This window comes from Spirosoma liriopis (genome assembly GCF_023196085.1).
Classification (GTDB): domain Bacteria; phylum Bacteroidota; class Bacteroidia; order Cytophagales; family Spirosomataceae; genus Spirosoma; species Spirosoma oryzicola.
In genome coordinates, this window is record NZ_JALPRF010000002.1 from 1,070,177 (window position 1) to 1,090,421 (window position 20,245).

General features: G+C 50.4%; 19 protein-coding genes. 9 read left to right on the top strand and 10 right to left on the bottom strand.

Going from position 1 to position 20,245, the window contains the following annotated elements; genetic code table 11:
• The first annotated feature begins 407 nt into the window (after window positions 1–407).
• Both M0L20_RS13390 and M0L20_RS13395 read left to right on the top strand, forming a co-directional pair.
• Window positions 408–902, top strand: a complete 495-nt coding sequence (locus tag M0L20_RS13390; protein ID WP_232561479.1) for a hypothetical protein — start codon at window positions 408–410, stop codon at window positions 900–902.
• A gap of 238 nt (window positions 903–1,140) precedes the next feature.
• Window positions 1,141–3,705 carry a T9SS type A sorting domain-containing protein gene (locus M0L20_RS13395; RefSeq protein WP_248477443.1) on the top strand — a complete coding sequence of 855 codons (2,565 nt, stop codon included), beginning with the start codon at window positions 1,141–1,143 and terminating at the stop codon, window positions 3,703–3,705.
• 60 nt (window positions 3,706–3,765) lie between these two features.
• Here the strand turns inward: M0L20_RS13395 and M0L20_RS13400 are convergent, their stop codons facing one another.
• The gene (locus M0L20_RS13400) at window positions 3,766–6,201 is read right to left on the bottom strand and encodes a prolyl oligopeptidase family serine peptidase (RefSeq protein ID WP_435531830.1); all 2,436 of its coding nucleotides are present in this window, start codon (window positions 6,199–6,201) and stop codon (window positions 3,766–3,768) included.
• Window positions 6,202–6,421: 220 nt separating this feature from the next.
• On the opposite strand from M0L20_RS13400, the gene M0L20_RS13405 reads away from it, so the two are divergent.
• From M0L20_RS13405 to M0L20_RS13415, 3 genes are all read left to right on the top strand, one after another.
• Window positions 6,422–6,709, top strand: coding sequence for a YciI family protein (locus tag M0L20_RS13405; protein WP_248477444.1), 288 nt, complete (start codon window positions 6,422–6,424; stop codon window positions 6,707–6,709).
• An 84-nt stretch (window positions 6,710–6,793) separates the two neighbouring features.
• Complete coding sequence (gene hxpB, locus M0L20_RS13410; protein WP_262923906.1) at window positions 6,794–7,483, top strand: hexitol phosphatase HxpB; 690 nt, start codon at window positions 6,794–6,796, stop codon at window positions 7,481–7,483.
• 83 nt (window positions 7,484–7,566) lie between these two features.
• Window positions 7,567–8,364 (top strand): PhzF family phenazine biosynthesis protein, encoded by a 798-nt coding sequence (locus M0L20_RS13415; RefSeq protein WP_232561482.1) that lies wholly within the window; start codon window positions 7,567–7,569, stop codon window positions 8,362–8,364.
• 48 nt (window positions 8,365–8,412) lie between these two features.
• On the opposite strand, the gene M0L20_RS13420 is transcribed toward M0L20_RS13415, so the two are convergent.
• Complete coding sequence (locus M0L20_RS13420) at window positions 8,413–8,949, bottom strand: N-acetylmuramoyl-L-alanine amidase family protein (RefSeq protein WP_262923940.1); 537 nt, start codon at window positions 8,947–8,949, stop codon at window positions 8,413–8,415.
• Window positions 8,946–9,650, bottom strand: coding sequence for an AMIN domain-containing protein (locus tag M0L20_RS13425; protein ID WP_248477445.1), 705 nt, complete (start codon window positions 9,648–9,650; stop codon window positions 8,946–8,948). The genes M0L20_RS13420 and M0L20_RS13425 overlap by 4 nt, the downstream gene beginning before the upstream one ends.
• Before the next feature lie 278 nt (window positions 9,651–9,928).
• Here M0L20_RS13425 and M0L20_RS13430 point away from each other — a divergent pair, with 278 nt between their 5' ends.
• The 3 genes from M0L20_RS13430 to M0L20_RS13440 all read left to right on the top strand — a co-directional run bounded on the left by M0L20_RS13430 (window position 9,929) and on the right by M0L20_RS13440 (window position 12,658).
• Window positions 9,929–10,381 carry a GNAT family N-acetyltransferase gene (locus M0L20_RS13430; RefSeq protein ID WP_248477446.1) on the top strand — a complete coding sequence of 151 codons (453 nt, stop codon included), beginning with the start codon at window positions 9,929–9,931 and terminating at the stop codon, window positions 10,379–10,381.
• A gap of 118 nt (window positions 10,382–10,499) precedes the next feature.
• Window positions 10,500–11,636 (top strand): radical SAM family heme chaperone HemW, encoded by a 1,137-nt coding sequence (gene hemW, locus M0L20_RS13435; RefSeq protein WP_248477447.1) that lies wholly within the window; start codon window positions 10,500–10,502, stop codon window positions 11,634–11,636.
• Between the two features lie 68 nt (window positions 11,637–11,704).
• Window positions 11,705–12,658, top strand: a complete 954-nt coding sequence (locus tag M0L20_RS13440) for a DUF2279 domain-containing protein (protein ID WP_248477449.1) — start codon at window positions 11,705–11,707, stop codon at window positions 12,656–12,658.
• 86 nt (window positions 12,659–12,744) lie between these two features.
• Here M0L20_RS13440 and M0L20_RS13445 read toward each other — a convergent pair whose 3' ends face one another.
• Together M0L20_RS13445 and M0L20_RS13450 are read right to left on the bottom strand one after the other, a co-directional pair.
• Window positions 12,745–13,338, bottom strand: coding sequence for a hypothetical protein (locus M0L20_RS13445; protein ID WP_248477450.1), 594 nt, complete (start codon window positions 13,336–13,338; stop codon window positions 12,745–12,747).
• A 189-nt stretch (window positions 13,339–13,527) separates the two neighbouring features.
• Window positions 13,528–14,562, bottom strand: a complete 1,035-nt coding sequence (locus M0L20_RS13450) for a S1C family serine protease (RefSeq protein ID WP_248477451.1) — start codon at window positions 14,560–14,562, stop codon at window positions 13,528–13,530.
• A gap of 451 nt (window positions 14,563–15,013) precedes the next feature.
• Here M0L20_RS13450 and M0L20_RS13455 point away from each other — a divergent pair, with 451 nt between their 5' ends.
• The gene (locus M0L20_RS13455; protein ID WP_232561489.1) at window positions 15,014–15,421 is read left to right on the top strand and encodes a DUF4332 domain-containing protein; all 408 of its coding nucleotides are present in this window, start codon (window positions 15,014–15,016) and stop codon (window positions 15,419–15,421) included.
• 98 nt (window positions 15,422–15,519) lie between these two features.
• Here M0L20_RS13455 and cdaA read toward each other — a convergent pair whose 3' ends face one another.
• The 5 genes from cdaA to M0L20_RS13480 all read right to left on the bottom strand — a co-directional run bounded on the left by cdaA (window position 15,520) and on the right by M0L20_RS13480 (window position 20,208).
• Complete coding sequence (gene cdaA, locus M0L20_RS13460; RefSeq protein WP_232561490.1) at window positions 15,520–16,338, bottom strand: diadenylate cyclase CdaA; 819 nt, start codon at window positions 16,336–16,338, stop codon at window positions 15,520–15,522.
• A 146-nt stretch (window positions 16,339–16,484) separates the two neighbouring features.
• A complete protein-coding gene (locus tag M0L20_RS13465) occupies window positions 16,485–17,513 on the bottom strand; it encodes a ribonuclease Z (protein ID WP_248477452.1) in 1,029 nt (342 codons plus the stop codon).
• Window positions 17,470–17,886: an STAS domain-containing protein gene (locus tag M0L20_RS13470; RefSeq protein ID WP_248477453.1), complete on the bottom strand. Its 417-nt coding sequence runs from the start codon at window positions 17,884–17,886 to the stop codon at window positions 17,470–17,472. The genes M0L20_RS13465 and M0L20_RS13470 overlap by 44 nt, the downstream gene beginning before the upstream one ends.
• A 139-nt stretch (window positions 17,887–18,025) precedes the next feature.
• Window positions 18,026–18,967 carry a phosphoribosylaminoimidazolesuccinocarboxamide synthase gene (locus M0L20_RS13475; RefSeq protein WP_248477454.1) on the bottom strand — a complete coding sequence of 314 codons (942 nt, stop codon included), beginning with the start codon at window positions 18,965–18,967 and terminating at the stop codon, window positions 18,026–18,028.
• A gap of 65 nt (window positions 18,968–19,032) precedes the next feature.
• The gene (locus M0L20_RS13480) at window positions 19,033–20,208 is read right to left on the bottom strand and encodes an acetyl-CoA C-acyltransferase (protein ID WP_248477455.1); all 1,176 of its coding nucleotides are present in this window, start codon (window positions 20,206–20,208) and stop codon (window positions 19,033–19,035) included.
• Window positions 20,209–20,245: the final 37 nt, after the last annotated feature.

Here is a 20,245-nt window from a genome sequence, read left to right on the forward strand (position 1 = left end):
AATGCGTAGCTTAAATAAACAGCGAACGTTTAATCAGTTCTGTACAAGGAGTTACAACTAATAACTTATTGTACAGAAAATAGAGTAAAAAGAAACCTGATTATTTCTACTTGCAAGGCAAATATAGTATTATTGATGAAATTAGGACAATATAAAGTTACTGATAATCGATATTTTAATCCTTATCTATATTCACTATAGAATTATAGGGAAGCAGACCTCAGAGAAATAACGTGCGCTTGTATACTTACTATAGAATGGTACTGGAGCGGTGAGCTAAATTAAACACGGAGATACTGACATTCAGTGCCATTCTGTGATTAGTTTTCGATTAAATCGATTTGTTTTGGCCGAAGGTTTGTGTTACTTTGTCAGTAAGAAGGTATTCACCCCTTCGCCGATTCGCAATGAACTTTGACGACGAGGACGACGACGACAGCTTCATGGACTGGGACGGTTTCGATGAGGACTATGACCCAGAGGAGGCCCGCGCCGAAATGGAGGCCGAGAACCGGCGTATCAAGAACCTACCCATCTTACGCAAGGCTAACGAACTCATGGAGTTAACCCAAGCCATTGTAGAAACAATTAACAAAGAAGATGATGTCCTGATGATGCACGAGCAGATGCTGGCCAATGCGATGATGCTGGCTCCCAAAATCGTTGGTGCGGAAGGGGGCGACCTGTATACATTACGCATGGAAAATGCGGTCATTATTAAAATGCACGCCCGTGAGCTGCTGGCTCAGACATCCTATTGCAAAGCAGAAAAGCTCGCTACGCCTGCCTATCTGAATTTGCTGAGAGACGAAATCGAGCAGTTTCGCTTGTTATTCGTCGAATGGGTAAACGGGTTCGACAAAGACAACGATGCGCCCGACGATTGGGGCCTATTTTATTAGTCAGCAAGCAAACCCGGTTCTACATGACCGGGTTTTGTTTTTATAGCGGACCGGCTCAGCTATACGACCGGGGGAATGAAAAATTCGTACGAGCTGATTAAACAGCATAGCCGTTGTGTAAAAAAATAAGGCTCAAAAGGGCACCAATAGCCTAAAACAAGATATACCTAGTAGAAAATCAGCGGGTTGATGCTTAGAATAGGGTAACTTTACTCTAGTGGCTAAATCTACTTGGTTCATGGCATTCCGTTTACCGTTACTTCGTTGGTCCTCTCGTTGGTTATTCGTTATCATCTGGCTTTTATTGGTAACCAGTGCTGGTCAATCCATAAAAGCAGCTGACCGTTCGCTCGTATTGTTCAGCAACGAAGGCAGTCGGGCGGGTACGGCCAACCACACAGTAGACCCTGTTTTGTCCATTACACCCGCATCGGCTACCATCTGTGCCGGAGGAAGCGTTGCATTGACGCTAGTAGGTTGTCCAGCCGGTGGAACGGTGCGATGGTCGAACAACCAAACAGGCCCAAGTATCAACGTTAATCCAAGTCAGACAACAGACTATACGGCCACTTGTACCGTAACGGGCGCTCAGGGAAGCACCACAACGGCGTCGCGGTCGGTCAATGTACAACAGCCCATAACGATTACGGCTGGCCCTTCGTCCACATCAACCTGTACCGGATCGACCGTTTCGTTTTCCGTGGCCGCAACGGGGTCCGGAATCACCTACACCTGGTTGCGCAATGGGGCTTCATTTGCCACAACATCAACGCCCGAAGTATCCATCGCGAATGTGACCCCGGCACAGGCCGGAGCATACACAGTTGCTTTGAGCAATCGCTGTAATACGGTAACAAGCTCGGCGGCTCAGCTGACTGTATCGGCAAATCCAGGGTTGACCCTCAATACGTCTATTTCACCAGTCAAATGTGCCGGAACGAGCACCGGCGAGATTTTTGCGAGAACGACCGGCGGCACGGGGGCACAACAGTTCCAACTGGACGGAAAGTCAACCCAGACATCGAATATATTCTCCAATCTAAAAGCAGGGACTTATGTACTTTCGGTCAAGGATATCGTTGGTTGCGCAGCGCAAACAACTGTCGAAATCAAAGAGCCTACCTCTTTGTCATTAACGGCGAAAGCGGTCAATGCGAAGTGTTCGGGCGGATCGGATGGAGGAGTAGTTGTCGCTGCGAAAGGGGGAAACATACCGTATCAGTTTCAGATCAATGGTGGTCCTTTGCAGACAGGTGAGACATTTTTCGATCTGAAAGACAAAACAAGTTATGTTGTTACGGCGGTCGATGGAACGGGTTGTACCACCTCACAAACCGCTGTAATTGGTGCTCCTCCCGCCTTTGTCATTCAGGCAGCTATCGGATCAACGAAGTGCGTGGGTTCTACCGACGGTACAATCAACGTGTCGGCTACGGGGGGAACAGGTGCTTATCAGTATCAGATTGGGACCGGTGCTTTTCAGACCGGAACGTTGTTTACGGGGCTTGCGGCCAACACCTACACCGTCACGATAAAAGATGCTATCGGTTGCTTGGGAACGCAGGCGATCACCGTAACGCAACCGCTCGCTTTATCGTTAACGGCTGCCGTTACGCCCGTCAATTGTTTTGGGGATAACAGTGGAGCAATTACGTTGACACCGAGGGGTGGAACGGGTGCGGTAAACTACCAATTGACATCATCCCGAACGCCCCAGACAAGTAACGTATTCAAAAGTCTGGCGCTGGGTAATTACACTGTTTTAGGTACCGACGCAAACGGCTGTACGGCTCTTTTGCCGGTGACGATTGGGAAGGCGGAACCAGTCAAAGCACAAGCTTCTGCTGTTGCGGCTACCTGCTGCGTATGTCCGACGGGTCAAGTGACGCTGACCAGTGGAGGAGGCACAGGTACCGGACGACAATTTCAGTTAGTTGGACGACCGTATCAGGCCAGTAATCAGTTCACTGGATTAGCACCCGGTACGTATCAATTCCTGGTGGCCGATGAAGTAGGCTGTGTTGATTCAGTGTTTGCCGTGGTTAGCGATGCCGCGTCATTATCTCTAACGCCGGGACGTATAAAAGACGTGGCCTGTACGGGTGGACGCGACGGTGAAGCGGCAGTAGACATCAAAGGTGGTAAAAAGCCATTTACCTTCTATTGGCAGACGGATAATCTGGATACGCTTAAGGCCCGGACTCAGGCGCAGACAGGACTAGCTGAAGGAACGTATACGGTCAGTGTGCTGGATAGCAATCGGTGCACCACTACAACTACGTTTGTTACCGTAAAGGCCTCGGCTCCAGTGCCGCCAAAACCCATCATCACCCAAACCAGTACGTTGCTTTCGGTGGTCGAGGTAACAGGTGTTCAGTGGTATGTCCAGACTGATACCAGCGCGGGTAAACCCGTACCCAACGCTACGTCTTCGTCACTAATGCCCCCGCAAACGGGCCGCTACTACGTAATTGTCACGCAGAATGGGTGTACGTCTCCGCCGTCCGATTTTGTTACGTTCGTGCTGACGGCTATAGCCGAACCAGTGGGTGATCTGGCGGTGCGGGTAGTACCTAACCCCGTTACGGACCGACTCCGACTCGAAATCGAACAGACGCAGCGGCAGTCGGTACACGTGCAATTGCTGGACGTATCGGGACGGCCCGTTCGACAGTATCAGATACCGGCCTTTACGGGCAAGAAGCAAGCCGAATGGCCGCTGGCAGATATTTCGCGAGGACATTATTTGCTGAAAGCGCAGGCCGGAGCCCGTCAGTCCGTCATCAGAGTACTCGTTGAATAGTACATAAAAAATGCGCTTCACGGTCAAAGGCCATGAAGCGCATGAAGTTGAGAGAGAAAATTACAACCGTTCTTCGAACAGTTTTAAAATTCGCTTGTATTCATCCATCCAGCTCGTTGGCTCCACAAAGCCGTGATCTTCCATCGGGTAAGCGGCCACTTCCCAATTCTCCTTCCTAAGTTCGATCAGCCGTTGCATGAGCCGGACCGTGTCCTGAAAATGCACGTTTACGTCGACCATGCCGTGGCAGATCAGCAGGTAACCTTTCAAGCCTTCGGCGAAGTAAATGGGCGAAGACTGGTTGTAAGCCAGCGAGTCGGACTGCGGTTCGTTCAGGATGTTGGCGGTGTAAGGGTGGTTATAAGCCGCCCAGTCCGTTACAGGCCGAAGCGCTGCACCCGCTTTGAACACATCGGGTGTCGTGAACATCGCCATCAGCGTAATAAAGCCACCGTAAGAACCGCCGTAAATACCAATCCGGTTCGCATCGACACCCTGCGTCTGAACCAGCCATTTTGCGGCATCGACATGGTCGGTTAAATCTTTGCCGCCCATATGTCGGTAGATACCCGTACGCCAGTCGCGGCCATAACCCGAACTGGCCCGGTAGTCGATGTCAAGTACCGTATAGCCTTTATCGACAAGCAGATTGTGAAACATGTACTCGCGGAAGTATTGACTCCACCATTTGTGCGCATTTTGCAGGTACCCGGCCCCGTGCACGAAAACAACGCTTTTGCCTGACGGCTTCTCGGGTTTATACAAACGGGCGTAAATAGTCTGGCCGTCGCGGGCGGGTATCGTCACGAGGGAGGGTTCCCGCCAGGAATAACTTTTGAAAGTATCGGTTGTCGAACTAGTCAGTTTCAGGGGCGTCTTTTGGGAAGCTTTCAGGTCCACTACGTACAGCTCCCAGGGCTTATTCGTAGCCGAATAGCGGATCGCCATGCGGGTTTCGTCGGGTGATAATGTCACCTCATTCGCGCCCGTCATCGTAGTCAGCCGAACACGTTCCCCGCCATTCACCGACATGCGGTAATAGTGCTGCTCGCCCGGATGCACTTCGTTGGTTTGAATAAAAAAGTGCGTTTTATCTTTCGCCATCAGCACTTGCTGTACTTCAAACTTACCCGAGGTAAGCTGTTTTTTCGGGCCACCGGTTAGTGCGTTGAGGCTGTAAAGGTGCGAATAGCCGTCGGCTTCCGATTGAAACCAGAGCGTTTGGTTATCGGCCAGAAAGCCCATGTTGCCCGGCGTATTAGCCGAACCGATTCCGGGGCCACCGATCCAGGCTTCGTCGTGTTGGCGGTCCAGCAGCGTGAGTTTGAGCGTTTCCGGGTCAAAGCGCATAATCCAGCGGTCCTTGTTATCCTGCGACCGGACGACAACAACGCCTATCTTACCATCGTCTGACCAAACGGGACCGCTGATCGTAACCGGGCGTGGCTTTTTGGCGGTGTCGGCTTTGGCTTTTGACCCCGTTTTTAAGTATTCGGGTTTATCGTTGATACCCAGAATACCGTTGACACTTACCGCCCGAACGGTATCTTTAGCGACATCGTACACAAAAAACTCCTGAGTAAGCAAAGGTGCCCCCACCTTGGTACGCGCCCGGATTTCTTCCGTATAGCCCGACTCTGTAACGTAGTTCGGAACCTGCGCATTCTTGGTGTTCGACGGGGTTTTGGATAGCCGGTAGGTTACAAAGCGATTATCGGGGCTAACCTGCGGATTGGCTAGCTGCTTATCGTCAAGGTAGATTTCTTTGGGGCGCTTGGGTAAGTCCGCTTTGCTGATGCGGTCGGCCTCGTCTTTCTTTTCCTTCCGTTCTTTCAGCACCGTCGAGAGCCGCAGCTGGTCCTGTTTCAGAAATTTCTCTTCGTCCGTTGGCTTGGGGTCTGCTTTTTTGGTGCCTGGCCGGAAATCGGTCAATTGGGTGAGTTCACCCGTTTGTAAGTTGATGCTGAACAGGTTATTCGTTCTTCGGAAAATGACCCGTTGCTCATCGCCCGAAAAGACTGGATTGCTTTCCGCTTCAACGGTATTCGTCAGCTGACGAATTCTACCCGTTTTTACATCAAGCCAAAAAATATCATCCTGCCGTTCGAAAAGCCGTTGCGTACGGGCCCGGTTGAAGGCGGCTATGGGTTCGGTGGGTAACAAACGTCGTTCTGCCGGAGCAACTTTCTGCGGTTGCGAAGCCGCAATCGTTTTCCCGCCTGTAAACGTCACTTTATAGAGCGAATCGCTTTTGTTTTTGTCGGGATTCCAGTTGAAATAAAGTGTTTTAGAATCGTCGGACCAGTACGGATTTGAGGGCGAGGTGCCAATCCAGCTTTTAGGGTCCTGCATGATGGTCTCAACCGTTAATTGAGTCCTAACGGTGGGTGTGTCTGTTTTAGGAGCGGGCTGGGCAAAGACACTCGCTGATGCGAATGCCAGTACCAACGTTCGAAAAACAGACGAACCGCCGGGATGAAGAGTAGTTTTTTTCATATAAATGCATGATTCAAGTTGCAGGGCTCAAATTACCCACAAACCCGTTATCGACGTAATCTATCCAGAAAAGAGATTAGAGAAATGCAACGAGCCGGGCTGGCAAACTTCACCGAGTGGTAGCTGGTTATATGAATAACTTTTTATTATTAGGGCCGGCCTACCAATCTGTACTTTCCTAAAAGATGGTATATTGCCCAACGAAACCCTGCCTGGTTCAATGCAATACGTTGTTCACGCTTACGATTACACAACTGCCGATGCCTTCGATCGGCGCATGGCTGTTCGGCCTGCTCACCTCGCTTATGTCCGCGAATTAAAAGCAAAAGGCCAATTTATTTTTGGTGGCGCTTTACTCGACCCTGCGGGAAAAATGATCGGCTCAATGTTGCTGCTCGATCTAGAAACGGAAGAGCAACTAACGGATTACCTCCTATCGGACCCGTACATTGTCGAGGGCGTTTGGGAAAAAGTCGATGCGAAACCTTTTCGGAAAGCGGACGTCTAAAACCTCCGGTGCCCATTTACAGTTCAATCGTTGGCTACTGCCGGACTGTATGGACAGTTTAGTACAAACTACTGAAGACTTATTTTGATACAAGCAGCAATATTCGATATGGATGGGTTGCTGGTGGATTCTGAACCCCACTGGCGCGCTATGGAACGTGAAGTGTTTGCCACCGTCGGCTTATACCTGACTGACGATGAATGCAAACAAACGACGGGCTTACCGATTCCAGACGTTGTAAATTATTGGTACACAAAAGCTCCGTGGTCGGATGAAGCTACGGCTGGACGAACCAAAGCTGAGCTAGGCAATGCGATCACGAGCGGGGTGCATGAACGAATTGCCCAATTTGCGGAACCCATGCCGGGCGCTATAGAGACCCTGGAGTTGTTTGCTCAACGGGGCATTCCAACAGCTATTGCTTCGGCTTCACCGATGAGCTTGATTGAGGTCGTGGTTGATCGGCTCCGTATCCGCACTTACCTGACGCTTTGGCATTCGGCTACTCTGGAACTGCGCAATAAACCAGCGCCGGACGTATATCTGGGTACGGCTCGCAAACTCGGCGTCGATCCGGCAAATTGCCTTGCTTTTGAAGATTCCGGCAGTGGACTAACGTCGGCGCATACGGCTGGTATGAACACGGTTGCGGTACCCGCAGCGTTTGAGTTTGAGAATCCTAAATTCGCGATTGCTGACTTGATCATACCCTCATTGACCGATTTTTCGCCCGAACTATTGGCTGCGCTGCAAAAGAAAAAATTTCATTCCTGAACGTCCTAAACCTGTAACCTGGTCGGACCCGATCAGTCTGGTAACTGGCTGATTGCCGTCAATGGCCTTTTCCGTTAATACCTATGCGTATTTATCAACTTGATGCGTTTACTGATCAGCTTTTCTCCGGAAACCCGGCTGCGGTTATTCCGCTGACGGAGTGGCTACCTGACGAGCAGATGCAACGGATTGCATCCGAGAATAACTTGGCTGAAACCGCTTTCTACGTCAAAACGGAGGGCGACGCTAACTACCATATTCGTTGGTTTACCCCGACGGTAGAAGTCGATCTGTGCGGTCATGCGACCTTAGCTACGGGTTATGTTGTGTTTTTTCTGGAACAGAAGCCGGAAACGGATCAACTTTATTTTGAATCGCGCAGTGGTTCGTTGAAGGTATGCCGGAGTGAAGGTGGCTGGCTAACCCTTGATTTCCCGGCGGATGTTGTGCAAAAAGCGAATGTACAGCCGCCCGCACTGCTGTCGAGTCTCAACGAAAAGCCATTGGAGGTCTACAAGGGAAAAACCGATTATATGCTTGTCTTTAAAGATCAGGCCCAAATCGAAGCACTGGACCCTGATTTTCGCGAAATGAGCACCGTGCCGGCGCGGGGTATTATTGTAACGGCTCCCGGTGATACCGATTCAGGCGTTGATTTTGTCTCCCGCTTTTTTGGTCCGCAGTCAGGCATTGACGAAGATCCGGTGACGGGTTCTGCACACACGACGCTTGTGCCGTATTGGGCAGAAAAGCTTGGTAAAACGCAATTTGTCGCTCGTCAGTTGTCGAAGCGGGGCGGGGAACTGCGCTGTAAGCTGAACGACGAGCGGGTTGATATTTCCGGAAAAGTGCAACTGTACATGACCGGCGAAATAATGTAACTGCTGGCTACGCAGGGTAGTGGTTTGTATGGATGGTATCGCCGGAAGCTAGCGGCTGTCTTTAACAAACCGCTTCAACCCTCGTCGGATTGCCTTAGCCATTCGCTGGCGAAAACGGTCATCAAGAATGAGGTTTTCGTCGGTTACATTACTCAGAAACGGTCCTTCGACCAAGGCGTTCGGGTAATCGGTTGGGGTGTTGAAGAAAAAATTAAAGTGCCCGACGTTCCCAAATTCAGCCGTTCCCGTTTTTCGTAGTTCAAGCAATATGGCCTGGCTCAATGGCCGAAAACCTACGTGTTTGTAATACGTGCTGACACCGCGTACGGCCGCATTTGCCGACGAATTGAAATGAATGCTGACCAGCAGATTGGGTAACGCCTGACGCATAGCCAGAATACGCGCTGTTGGCCCGATCAGCGTGTCGCCTGAACGCGTCATCACTACCCGTACGCCTTTTCGCCTGAGTAACGATTGTAATCGGTTTGCAACATCGAGGGTCAGTTCTTTCTCCAAACGTCCGGATTGTTTTCCGCTAGCCCCGGTATTCGAACCGCCATGCCCGGCATCGACCGCGATAGTCAGGCGCGAAGTTTACGTTTATCGGGTGGCCTTCGTACCCGGATGATCAATGTGTTCCGCTGGTAATAGATAGAGTAACCCCAGGATTGGGCATGTTTAAGATCAATAAAAATCCGGACGGTTTCATCGGTAACCTGTTCAAACCAGACGTTTCGAATCTCGCGTGCTGATACTAGTTGCGTAATCCAGTTTGTATTAACCGTCAGGCCAAACACATCCACAACAAGCCTTGAAGGGTTGAGTTGCTGCTGGCTGCGATAGGGGAAACGAGCCGGCAAACGGATCGCTATATAATCAAAGATTCCTGAACCCGCTTTTACGGAATCGCCGTAGACTGTCCAGTTGCCGGTAAGTGATCCTTTGGGGTAGGAGCGGAGTGTGTCGATGGCTACCTGCTCCGTCGGCACAAAAGCCGATAGCGTAGGAGAGAGCCCAATGCGCCAGAACTTGTGAGTCGAATCCTGCGCCGACCAGGTTAGACCGTTTACGGCTATTACAACACCCGAATCAAGTGTTTCCATGCGTGCCCCACCCAGCCGGTCAGTGCCCAGACCGTAATACAACGGTGTTAGTTTGCTGCGTGTATAGCCCGTCAACGTGGTGTCCCGGATGATGGTTATCTGCGACTGGCCAACGCTAGTTCGTACGAAAAGAAGGCAGTTGAACAAGAACAGGAGGCTAAATCGACGATATAATCCGCACATTTCAGCAATAATTGAATTTTAATTTGTAATCAATCTAAACAAGCGTATCTTTGTTATGAAAACAATCAGTATCAATGACTGCCGAATTTCCTTTTTCTGAATCGATAGTTGCTCTGAACGATTCAAAACAAATTATTCAGTCGAATCCCTTTGCTGGTCAGGAGTGTATTCTGAAAAAGTGCTGCAAGAAGTACAAAAAGGGAAAGCGATGCAAGAAGTGCCCGGATTGATCGGCTTATTTTCTTGGGCGGGTCAGGTCTTTCTACCATCTTCGCCGGATGGAACTCCAATACCAACTAATCAATGGCTTGCCCCCACAGGGGCAGTTAACTGCGCTGCTGGATTTGCTCGCGGTTGTCTTTGTAAACCAGTCGCAGGCTGAAATACGCGCTGACCTCGATTACCAACTAACTCGAACGGGTGTTCAAATCCTGCTGGCGAGCGACAACGAGCGCTTGGTAGGATGTAAGCTCGGCTACGAGCGTAAACCGGGTCACTACTACAGCTGGTTAGGCTGCGTCCATCCCGATTATCGGGGACGAGGCATTGCCGCTGAACTCATGCGCCGACAACACGATTGGTGCCGGGAACAAGGCTATCATACCGTGCGTACGCAAACCTATAATCAATGGCGCGAGATGTTGATTCTTAATCTACGATTCGGCTTTGCTATCGTCGGAACCGTTCAGGGAAAACGTGGATTAACCATTGTTCTGGAAAAAGCGATTTAAACGGTTAGTAAAGAGTCTTTTCAATTCGCAGCTATTGTCGTTTGCTCGGATTCATCTTTTTTAGTTCTCCCTCGCCATTCAGGAACCGATTGACGTGCTTTCTTGTCATTGAGGTAGCATGCATCTGTATCTTCATATCCCTTTTTGCAAGCAAGCCTGCCACTATTGCGACTTCCATTTCAGCACGAATCTAAGTCAGAAGTCAGCTTTGGTAGAGGCTATCTGTGCAGAAATTAAGCTTCAAAAAGAGTATCTTTCGTCAAAAACGCTCCAGACCGTCTACTTTGGGGGAGGAACGCCGTCTTTGCTGACAGAAGCGGAGTTAGCTCGTATTTTTGAGACCATTCATAACGAATTTAGCGTTTCACCAACGGCTGAAATTACGCTAGAAGCCAATCCTGACGACCTACAGGACCAGAAACTCCAGGTTCTTCGTCGGTACGTCAATCGACTGAGTATTGGCCTTCAAACCTTTGATGAGCCAACGCTTCGGTGGATGAACCGGGCGCATACGGCAGCCGAAGCCGAAACCTGTGTCTGGCGGGCGAGAGAAGCGGGTTTTGAGAACATGAGCGTAGACTTGATCTATGGCATTCCTGATCCGACAACCACTGACCAACCAGCAACGCTCTGGCAAACGGACTTACAAAAAATGCTGACACTTGATGTACCGCATTTGTCGGCTTACGCCCTGACAATTGAACCCGACACAGCGTTTGGGCGCTGGAAGCAAAAAGGAAAACTTCCGGCGGTTGACGAAAATCTAGCTGCTGAGCAGTTTGAGGAACTGACAAAAGTGCTTACGACTGCGGGCTACGAACACTACGAAATCTCGAATTTTGCCAAGCCCGGTCAGTACGCCCGGCATAATACGGCCTACTGGCAACGGAAACCTTATCTGGGGGTTGGGCCGAGCGCTCACTCCTACACTGGTTTCAGCCGACAGTACAACATTGCCAATAATGCGCGCTATGTAACTGCTTTACAGAAAGGGGAGGTGCCTGCAACGGTCGAAACGCTGACGATAGCCGATCAGGTCAATGAGTATTTGTTGACGGGTCTCCGAACGAAATGGGGCTGCTCGCTGACTGAACTCAGTACCTTACTCGGCGGTGATTTTTCGCAAACGCAGTCCAGCGATCTGGCGGCTATGTACGCATCGGGCTGGCTTGTTCGCGACAACGATCAGTTGCGGTTGACCGAGGCCGGAAAATTATTTGCCGACCGGGTAGCCGCTTCCTTATTTGTGGAATAAAGCAGTTCGGTACGTACTAACTGCTGTCGGTTATTCTGCCGAGCCAGCGTTTTTCGGTATTTTTGGGCATGAAACACCGGATGAAGGGAGCCGTTTGTATCTGTTTATTAATAAGTATACTGGCTCAGTCGGTGCAGGCTCAGCCGCTACCACCGGTGGGAGTAGCACCCGTTGCAGGTGATCCGCAGGGCATTCGTCAGGGCCGGTTTATTGGCGTTGTTGTTGGAACAGCTGCGTTTTATACCGTTACCCTGCTGTTGTTACGCAAGCAATGGTACAAGAAAAAAGTCCCCTTCCATTCCTTTAATGACAATCGGGAGTGGCTACAAATGGACAAGATTGGCCACGCTGCTACCGCCTATGGCATGAGTCGTGGGGGCTATGAGCTAATGCGCTGGAGCGGGGTTAATGAACAAGCCAGTATTCTGACGGGCGGGTTGTTGGCACTCTTATTTCAAACAACAATCGAAGTGTTTGATGGTCATTCGGAAGGCTGGGGATTTTCAAAAGGAGATATGGTCGCCAACGTTGCCGGTACAGCGTTGTTTATGGGACAGCAATACAGCGCCGGACAGCAGGTCGTGAGTTTGAAATACGGTTTTCGGAAAACTATTTTCCCCCCTTATCGGCCTAACATATTGGGCAGTACCACCGGTGTGCAAATGCTGAAAGATTATAATGGACAACAATACTGGCTGTCGGTGAACGTAGCGTCGGTATTGCCGGTTGGGCCGTCGTTTCCGCGTTGGTTGAATCTGGACTTCGGTTATAGCGGTAGTGGTATGATTGGTGGGCACGCTAATCCGCCGGTAGTTGATAAAGAAGGGAAGGAAGTCAAGTTTGAACGATACCGGCAGTTCTTTATCTCGCCCGACGCTGATTTGTCAAGGATCGACGCCTTCAGCCCATCGTTGCAGCGCTTCATCGGTACAGCTCAGTTTTTCAAAATTCCGGCTCCGTCGCTGGAGTACAATCGCATAAAAGGGCTACGGTTTCATCCGCTCATTCTCCCCAAAGAATAGCCGCTACGTCCATAAAAAAACGTCAGCCCGAATCCGTAGGAGCTTATTGCTGCGGATTCGGGCTGACGTTTTTTGTGAAGCGTCAATTAACGACGGCCACCGCCGATATCGAATCCTACTTTGATGCCCAGGTAAGAGTTTTCGCTGGTGATTGTCGTAGTCGTGTTGCCCAGTCTGTTCTGGGTCGTTGGAGCCGCATTGTATTCAACAGCCGCTACGAAGTGCCCGGCTTTGATACCACCCCGGACCATGCCACCAAATTTCGTGTCGTTTACGAACGTAACGTTTGAGTTCGTCTGACCGTCGTAGATAACCACCGTTCCTGCCGAACCGATGCTATAAAAACCGACACCAACGCCCAGGAAAGGACGAATACCGCCCGTGCCAAACAGGTAGTTACCCGTCAGCAAATAAGAACTAAAAGCGCCTACATCACCCGTGGCTGTATTTCCATTATACACAACACCACGTGCTACAACCGCTGCTTCAAGCCGCAGGCCAAGATCGAAGTTGTCGCTAAGGCCGTATTTAGGTTCAACGGCAAACAGAACACCACCCGATGCCGCCGAATTGAGCGGCTTTGCGTAACCGACTGACAGGTTGACCTTGAAGGGTTTGAACTCCTGAGCTGATGCGGAGAAACCGGCCAGAACAAACAGAACGAATAAGATGCGTTTCATAGGATTAACTGTTAAAAGAATGAATAGTGAAATTGTAATTATTGTGTGGAAACAGTAACTGCAAAAAATTAAGAGTGTTTAACTGCTGTTATATGATGCGAGTGCATTTGTTAAAAAAAGTGTATAAAGACAAAAAGCCCTGACTTGATTATCAGGGCTTTTTTGATCAATTAATCGATAGATAATTTTTTATTTGAGCTCGCCTGGAATGACCATGATTCCTTTCTGGCGATTGTCGCGGAGAACGGTCAACTGAACACGACGCCCGATGGTATCATCGGTCAGCAGCCGGTGCAGATCATCGACCGTAGCCACCGCCTGACCGTTGAATCCAACGATAATATCGCCCTGGTGCAACTCCTCGTTACCGGCAACGCCATCCGCTTCCACACTCGCGACCATCACACCGGTTCTGGCTGTAAGCTGGTTATACTGTTTGATGCGCTCCGTTAGGTTGATGAGTTGACCGGCAATACCCAGGTAACCGCGTCGAACACGACCGTCTATGATCAGCTTACCGGCAACAAGCGCTGCAACATTGGAGGAAACCGCGAAACAAATACCCTGAGCGGGTAAGATCACGGCGGTATTGACCCCGATAACATCGCCGTTCGAATTAACCAACGGACCGCCCGAATTGCCAGGGTTTAATGCGGCATCGGTTTGAATAACATCATCGATCAGTCGCCCCGATTCCGAGCGGAGCGTCCGGCCTAACGCACTGACGACACCCGCCGTCAGCGAATACTGAAAACCGTAAGGGTTACCAATCGCAATGGCAATCTGCCCCACCTGGACCTGTTTGGAATCGGCAAAGCGGATTGCTTTCAGCCCATCGGCGTACAGCTTGATAACGGCAATATCGGTCGAAGGATCGCGACCAATAAGCGTAGCGTCAAACTCCCGTCCGTCAGACAGGGCGACCTCTATTTTGGTCGCTCCGGCAACAACGTGATTGTTTGTGATGATGTAGCCATCGGTCGAAATAATAAAGCCAGAGCCCGTGCCACCATCCTTGTTGTCGGGTCGGCGCGTCGGCGGAGCGCTTTGACTATTGCCTGATGGGCGGCCACTGACTTTGATCTGTACAACCGATGCGCTCACCTTCCTGGCTACGTTGACGACCGTATTCGAGTAAGCGTCCAGTAAAGGCGCATCCTGACCCCCTGCTTCTCCGCCAGCTTGAGAAATCGCATCAGAAAAAGTCACAAATTGTGTATGCATACGATTTACGATGTAGGTGAAGCCAGAAGCGCAGCACGATCTGTTCCAGGATACTTCCTTAGCCCATTCTCTACGATTAGTCCGACAATCTGGCACTAGAATGGCTTCTGTACGTTACTTTTGCTCATATAGGTTAATCCTATAGTTTTATTAGATCTAGGGTTTGGTATTAAATCAGACAATTTGGCACATGAACTTTGATGACTATTTAGCTCAGAAAAAAATTGATGCAGAGCGCTTTAGGGGAACGGAACCCAATCGGTATGACGAATGGCAAAAGGAATTTTGCCAGATGCATCCTGACAGTTTTACCGTTCAGAAGAAATTCTTATTGAACGATACTCGCCGAAAGTATCTTGTTCGTTAATGATGTATCTTGTTTTGCCTAAAACGTATAGACAGATTGAAGGTCAGTCTGAAATCCAACTGTTAATTTTTTCAATTTTTTGTTATGAGCATCACATTAGGAGAGCTTCGCGGTACTACTGACGCTATGGTATATGCCTTGAAGGGACAAGGGCTAGGCGATAGCGATGCTTTTCTGGAAGCGACCAAAACCCCACACGACCGTAAAGCGTTAGCTTCTGTCACGGGTATTGATCAAAAATTATTGTTACACCTGGCTAACCGGGCCGATTTGGCACGTGTTAAAGGAATCGGTCGCGTTTACAGCGATCTGATGGAGGAAGCGGGCGTGGATACCATTGTGGAGCTAGCCCAGCGTTCGGCCATCAACTTACACGCTAAGCTAATTGAAATCAACAGCAAACGGCAGTTTACGCAACGTCCACCGTCGGTAGAGCAGGTAACACATTTTGTGGAGCAGGCAAAGAGTTTGCCTAGAGTGCTGGAATACTAGGAATCGCGCTTAATAAGGGGTTAAGCGAATTATCCTTCACGATAACGTATAGTGTGGCGGGTGCAGGAGTCAGATAGGACGTACAGCACCCGCCATTGTTATAATTGATAGGCTTTCCGGCCCGGTTCGCGTAGGTACCGGCTCAACCGTTCTTCCAGTTCTGACAGGGTCAGGTTAGTAAATAATTCACCGTTTAAGGCGAGCGTAAGCCGTCCACTTTCTTCCGAAACGGCGATAATAGCCGCGTCAGTAGCTTCACTCATGCCCAATGCCGCCCGGTGACGAAAGCCCAGGGTAGAGGGTAACTCGTCATCGTCCGAAACCGGCAGAATACAACGAGCGGACTGTATGCGTCCATCACTGATAATTACAGCTCCGTCGTGGAGTGGACTGTATTGGCTGAAAATTGCCAGCAGTAGCGGCTTCGACACTTCCGCATCGATGGATTCGCCGGATTGAACGAATTTTTCCAGGTCATCATTTTTGCGGATAACAATCAATCCACCCGAAAACTCGGCACTTAGCGTTTTGCAGGCATCCAGAACAGGCCGAAGCGCGGTAATGAACTCGGGAGCGGGTGGCTGGCGAAGTACCCATCGGCGAAGCCATCGGCTGTTGGCAACGTTAGTCGACTTACCAATAAGCAGTAAAAAACGCCGGATTTCCTGCTGGAAGATAATGATCAGGGCCAACGCGCCGACGCTAATAAAGTATTCCAGGATGGTCGTCAGCAGGTTTAAGCCAAGGGCTTTAACGAGCAGGTAAGCAAAATAAACCAGTAGGTATCCAACGAACACCCGACTCGCTACGCTGCCACGAACCAGGTTATAGATTTGATAAATAAGTAGGGCAACTAGTGAGATATCGAGCAGGTCGAGCCAGCCGACATCTAAAAAGCCTAAGCGAAAGGCCAGCATGTACGAAACAGGTAATGGTTTGGCCTTAAAGATACTCAGATTATGATGCGTTGTCTACTCAATCAGCACAAAACGATTCTTCGGATCTTTCTTGACCTACTGGCCCCGATTGGCTAAGAAAAATACAATGTAGGCGTTGGTAAATCTTACAAAGTCGGATTAGCCCAGTTTTCAATTTCCATCGTTTCGCCTTCAGTAGCGATATACGTCTCCGCAAATACGGGTCTGGCTTCCCCCAGAAACAAATCATACTGTTTGTAGCGCGACGAAAAATGCCCGATCAGCAACCGGCCAACCTTCGCCTGGGCGGCAATGGTAGCGGCCTGTTTGGCCGTCGAGTGATAAACTTCCGCGGCTCGCTGGGCATTGTCTTCCATAAACGTTGCTTCGTGGTACAGCAGATCGACGCCTTGCAGCTGCGGAACCAGGTCTTCAATATAGCGCGTATCAGAGCAAAAGGCGTAGGAACGGGCGGGCGACCCCGGCTCAGTCACATCATCGGCTGCGTGAATGACCTGTCCCTCTGCGTTCAGGATGTCGTGACCATCTTTAAGTTGCTTCAGGTAATTTACCGGAATGTCATCGGGGAGTCGTTGCCGGATCAGCTTCCGGGGGTGAGGCTTTTCCCGAAACAAATAACCCGAGCAGTCGATCCGGTGCTGAAGTGGAATCGACTCCACCGTCAACTGCGGGTGGTCGAGCAGTAGGGTTGGCGTCTCGGGGTCAACGGCCTGAAAGTGCAACCGATAGCCGAGCCGCGAATCCGACATCCGAAAGATGGTAGTCAGGATTTCGTCCAGACCGCGCGGACCGAACAAAAACAGATCTTCCGTTCGTCCCCCCAGATTCAGCGTGGACAGGAGTGGAGCTAACCCAAAATAATGATCGCCGTGGAGATGGCTGATAAAGATGTAGCGAAGCCGCCCCGACCGTATCTTTTGCTCGATCAATCGGAGCTGCGTCCCTTCACCGCAGTCAATAAGCATGTATTCGTTCCCTACCGTCAGCAGCTGGGCTGTTGGATGGTACCGTAACGAAGGAGTTGCCGAACCAGCCCCTAGTATGGTAAGGGCAAACAGGGGGCTGGTTGGGCGGTGGTGGTGTTCACTTTCGTGACCAGGAATAGTACTGTTAATCGGCGTCCCGGCTGATGCTTCCCCCTGCGTCATACTCATCGTCTTCCTCACTGCGAAAATCGTTCTCCAATTCGTTCATAAACACCGCATCGACCGCTTCTTCTACCGTAGGCAGAATGTTCAGATCGCTGATGTTAGCCGTGTCCAGAAACTCAATCAATTCATCATTCTTGGTAACTAACACCAGTAAGCCCAGTTCGTTAGAACATTGCCGGTTTATTTTTCGAATGGTACTAACACCTGCCTGGTCAACCGTTTGTAACGAAGCCATGTCGACAATTATATTGCTGTAGCCAGACCGGAACAAGGAGCGGCTAAGCGTCTCGAAGTCAGTAGGAACGTCACCACCGAACTCACTTTCGGCTAACCGGATCAGGGCGTACTGCTCGTTTTTTTCAATCGTGTAATTCATGAACGTTAATGCTTTCAGGCGTTTGGATTTATGAGGATGTTTAGAAAAGCGGCTGCTTGCCGCACCTGAATGAAGCGAAGCAGCGCCGAAAAAAAGCCGAAATGGCTGAGCGGGCAACTTAGTCTAGTAAATCGACAAATCAAACGGAAAGTGATTTACGAACGTTCGTTTCGATACGGGTCAATGGGTCAACAGTAGCATCGGCAGGCTGGAAACGTTGTCCCGTCACGGTTTCGAACAACTCGATATAACGAGCGGAGATCTGCTCAACCCACTCGTCTGACATCACCGGTACGGTTTGCCCTGTCTTGCCCTGAAAACCATTGGCAATAAGCCACTCGCGTACAAACTCTTTAGACAGTTGCTTTTGGGGTTGATTAGCTTGCAGATTCGATTCGTACGAGTCGGCGTAGAAATAACGTGACGAATCGGGCGTATGCACTTCGTCAATAAGAATGACCTTTCCGGCGAGGTTGCCGAATTCGTATTTCGTATCGACCAAAATCAATCCGCGCTTGGCGGCCATCGCCGTACCCCGCTCAAAAAGCGCCAGAGCATAGCGCTCCAGCTGAACGTATTCCGCTTCGTTGACAATACCCTGGCTAAGAATTTCTTCCCGGCTGATGTCTTCGTCATGGCCTTCGTGAGCTTTAGTCGACGGCGTGATGATCGGATTGGGGAGACGGTCGTTTTCGCGTAGGCCGTCGGGCAATGCCACACCACACAATGTGCGGTGACCATCCCGGTATTGCCGCCACGCATGACCCGCCAGATAACCCCGCACCACCATCTCAACGGCGTACGGTTCACATTTCAGACCGACGCTTACGTTTGGGTCGGGCGTGTCTAGCAACCAGTTTGGAACAATATCCGCCGTTGCGCCCAAAAAATAAGCGGCTGTTTGATTCAGAACCTGGCCCTTGTAAGGAATCGGTCGTGGCAGAACTACATCGAAAGCCGAAATCCGGTCGGAGGCAATCATCACTAATTTGTCGGGGAAGGAGTATACATCCCGTACTTTACCCCGGTAAAAACCCGTCTGACCGGGGAACTGAAAGTTTGTTTCCTGAATTGCGTTCATCTATCTAGGTTTGGCGTTTCTACGGTTGTAGCCTGCGTCATCACAGGCTACAACCGTAGAAACGATTACAATTTTTCGAGTACAATTGCCGAAGCGCCCCCACCGCCGTTGCAGATACCCGCAACACCGATCTGACCACTTTTTTGCTGAAGCACGTTCGTAAGCGTGGTTACAATCCGTGCGCCTGACGCGCCCAGTGGGTGACCAATCGATACGGCTCCCCCGAACACGTTTAGCTTCTCCTGGGGTACGTGCAGAATTTCGCTAAAGGCCAGTGGAACAACCGCAAACGCTTCGTTAACCTCAAAATAATCGACATCGCTGGTTTGTAAACCAGCCCGTTGAAGGGCCAGCGGAACCGCTTTGGTCGGGGCCGTTGTAAACCACTGTGGTTCCTGTTCGGCATCGGCATAAGCCAGAATGCGGGCCAGTGGTTTTAGGCCGAGTTCATCCGCTTTCTGACGGCTCATAATCACCAGTGCCGAAGCGCCATCACTGATCGGTGACGAGCTAGCGGCTGTTACCGTTCCCGTCGGACTGAAGGCAGGCTTAAGCGTGGGGATTTTGTCGTACCTAACATTTGTATACTCTTCGTCGGCAGTTACCGTGACCGTTCCTTTACGGTCTGTAACATCGACCGGAATAATTTCAGCGCTGAACTGACCGCCCTGTGTACTGGCTTCGGATCGGCGGTATGACTGTACGGTAAAGGTGTCCTGAGACTCGCGACTGATCGCGTATTTTTGGGCCGTTTGATCGGCAAACACGCCCATCGCGCATTGATCATAAACATCGACCAGACCGTCGCGGGCCAAACCATCCACCAGCTCGGCATTTCCATATTTATAGCCAAATCGAGCTTTAGGGACGTAATACGGCGTGTTGGACATGCTTTCCATCCCACCGGCCACCACGACATCAGCCAGCCCAAGCTGAATCATCTGCGCTGCCAGCATGATTGCTTTCGTTCCCGATGCGCATACCTTATTGATGGTGGTACAGGGAATTGTGGCTGGTAATCCGGCTTTTAAGGCCGCTTGTTTGGCAGGTGCCTGACCGACGTTGGCCGAAACAACATTACCCATGTATACTTCCTGAACCTGGTTGGCCGAAACACCCGCGCGGGTCAAGGCACCCCGGATGGCTGCTGCACCCAGATCAGTTGCCGACAAAGTGGACAGAACTCCGCCGAATGAGCCAATCGGCGTCCGGACAGCAGAAATAATTACGACTTCATTCATGTTGATAGCGCAAACAGAAATAGCTAGTTATACGTTG

What these genes read in the sequence shown, in the direction of transcription:
- M0L20_RS13425 (WP_248477445.1), bottom strand. Translation starts at nt 9,650, where the DNA reads ATGTGCGGATTATATCGTCGATTTAGCCTCCTGTTCTTGTTCAACTGC.
- M0L20_RS13450 (WP_248477451.1), bottom strand. Translation starts at nt 14,562, where the DNA reads ATGCATACACAATTTGTGACTTTTTCTGATGCGATTTCTCAAGCTGGC.
- M0L20_RS13475 (WP_248477454.1), bottom strand. Translation starts at nt 18,967, where the DNA reads ATGAACGCAATTCAGGAAACAAACTTTCAGTTCCCCGGTCAGACGGGT.
- M0L20_RS13395 (WP_248477443.1), top strand. Translation starts at nt 1,141, where the DNA reads ATGGCATTCCGTTTACCGTTACTTCGTTGGTCCTCTCGTTGGTTATTC.
- M0L20_RS13390 (WP_232561479.1), top strand. Translation starts at nt 408, where the DNA reads ATGAACTTTGACGACGAGGACGACGACGACAGCTTCATGGACTGGGAC.
- M0L20_RS13440 (WP_248477449.1), top strand. Translation starts at nt 11,705, where the DNA reads ATGAAACACCGGATGAAGGGAGCCGTTTGTATCTGTTTATTAATAAGT.
- M0L20_RS13445 (WP_248477450.1), bottom strand. Translation starts at nt 13,338, where the DNA reads ATGAAACGCATCTTATTCGTTCTGTTTGTTCTGGCCGGTTTCTCCGCA.
- M0L20_RS13465 (WP_248477452.1), bottom strand. Translation starts at nt 17,513, where the DNA reads ATGAGTATGACGCAGGGGGAAGCATCAGCCGGGACGCCGATTAACAGT.
- M0L20_RS13400 (WP_435531830.1), bottom strand. Translation starts at nt 6,201, where the DNA reads ATGAAAAAAACTACTCTTCATCCCGGCGGTTCGTCTGTTTTTCGAACG.
- M0L20_RS13480 (WP_248477455.1), bottom strand. Translation starts at nt 20,208, where the DNA reads ATGAATGAAGTCGTAATTATTTCTGCTGTCCGGACGCCGATTGGCTCA.
- M0L20_RS13455 (WP_232561489.1), top strand. Translation starts at nt 15,014, where the DNA reads ATGAGCATCACATTAGGAGAGCTTCGCGGTACTACTGACGCTATGGTA.
- cdaA (WP_232561490.1), bottom strand. Translation starts at nt 16,338, where the DNA reads ATGCTGGCCTTTCGCTTAGGCTTTTTAGATGTCGGCTGGCTCGACCTG.
- M0L20_RS13415 (WP_232561482.1), top strand. Translation starts at nt 7,567, where the DNA reads ATGCGTATTTATCAACTTGATGCGTTTACTGATCAGCTTTTCTCCGGA.
- M0L20_RS13405 (WP_248477444.1), top strand. Translation starts at nt 6,422, where the DNA reads ATGCAATACGTTGTTCACGCTTACGATTACACAACTGCCGATGCCTTC.
- hemW (WP_248477447.1), top strand. Translation starts at nt 10,500, where the DNA reads ATGCATCTGTATCTTCATATCCCTTTTTGCAAGCAAGCCTGCCACTAT.
- M0L20_RS13470 (WP_248477453.1), bottom strand. Translation starts at nt 17,886, where the DNA reads ATGAATTACACGATTGAAAAAAACGAGCAGTACGCCCTGATCCGGTTA.
- M0L20_RS13430 (WP_248477446.1), top strand. Translation starts at nt 9,929, where the DNA reads ATGGAACTCCAATACCAACTAATCAATGGCTTGCCCCCACAGGGGCAG.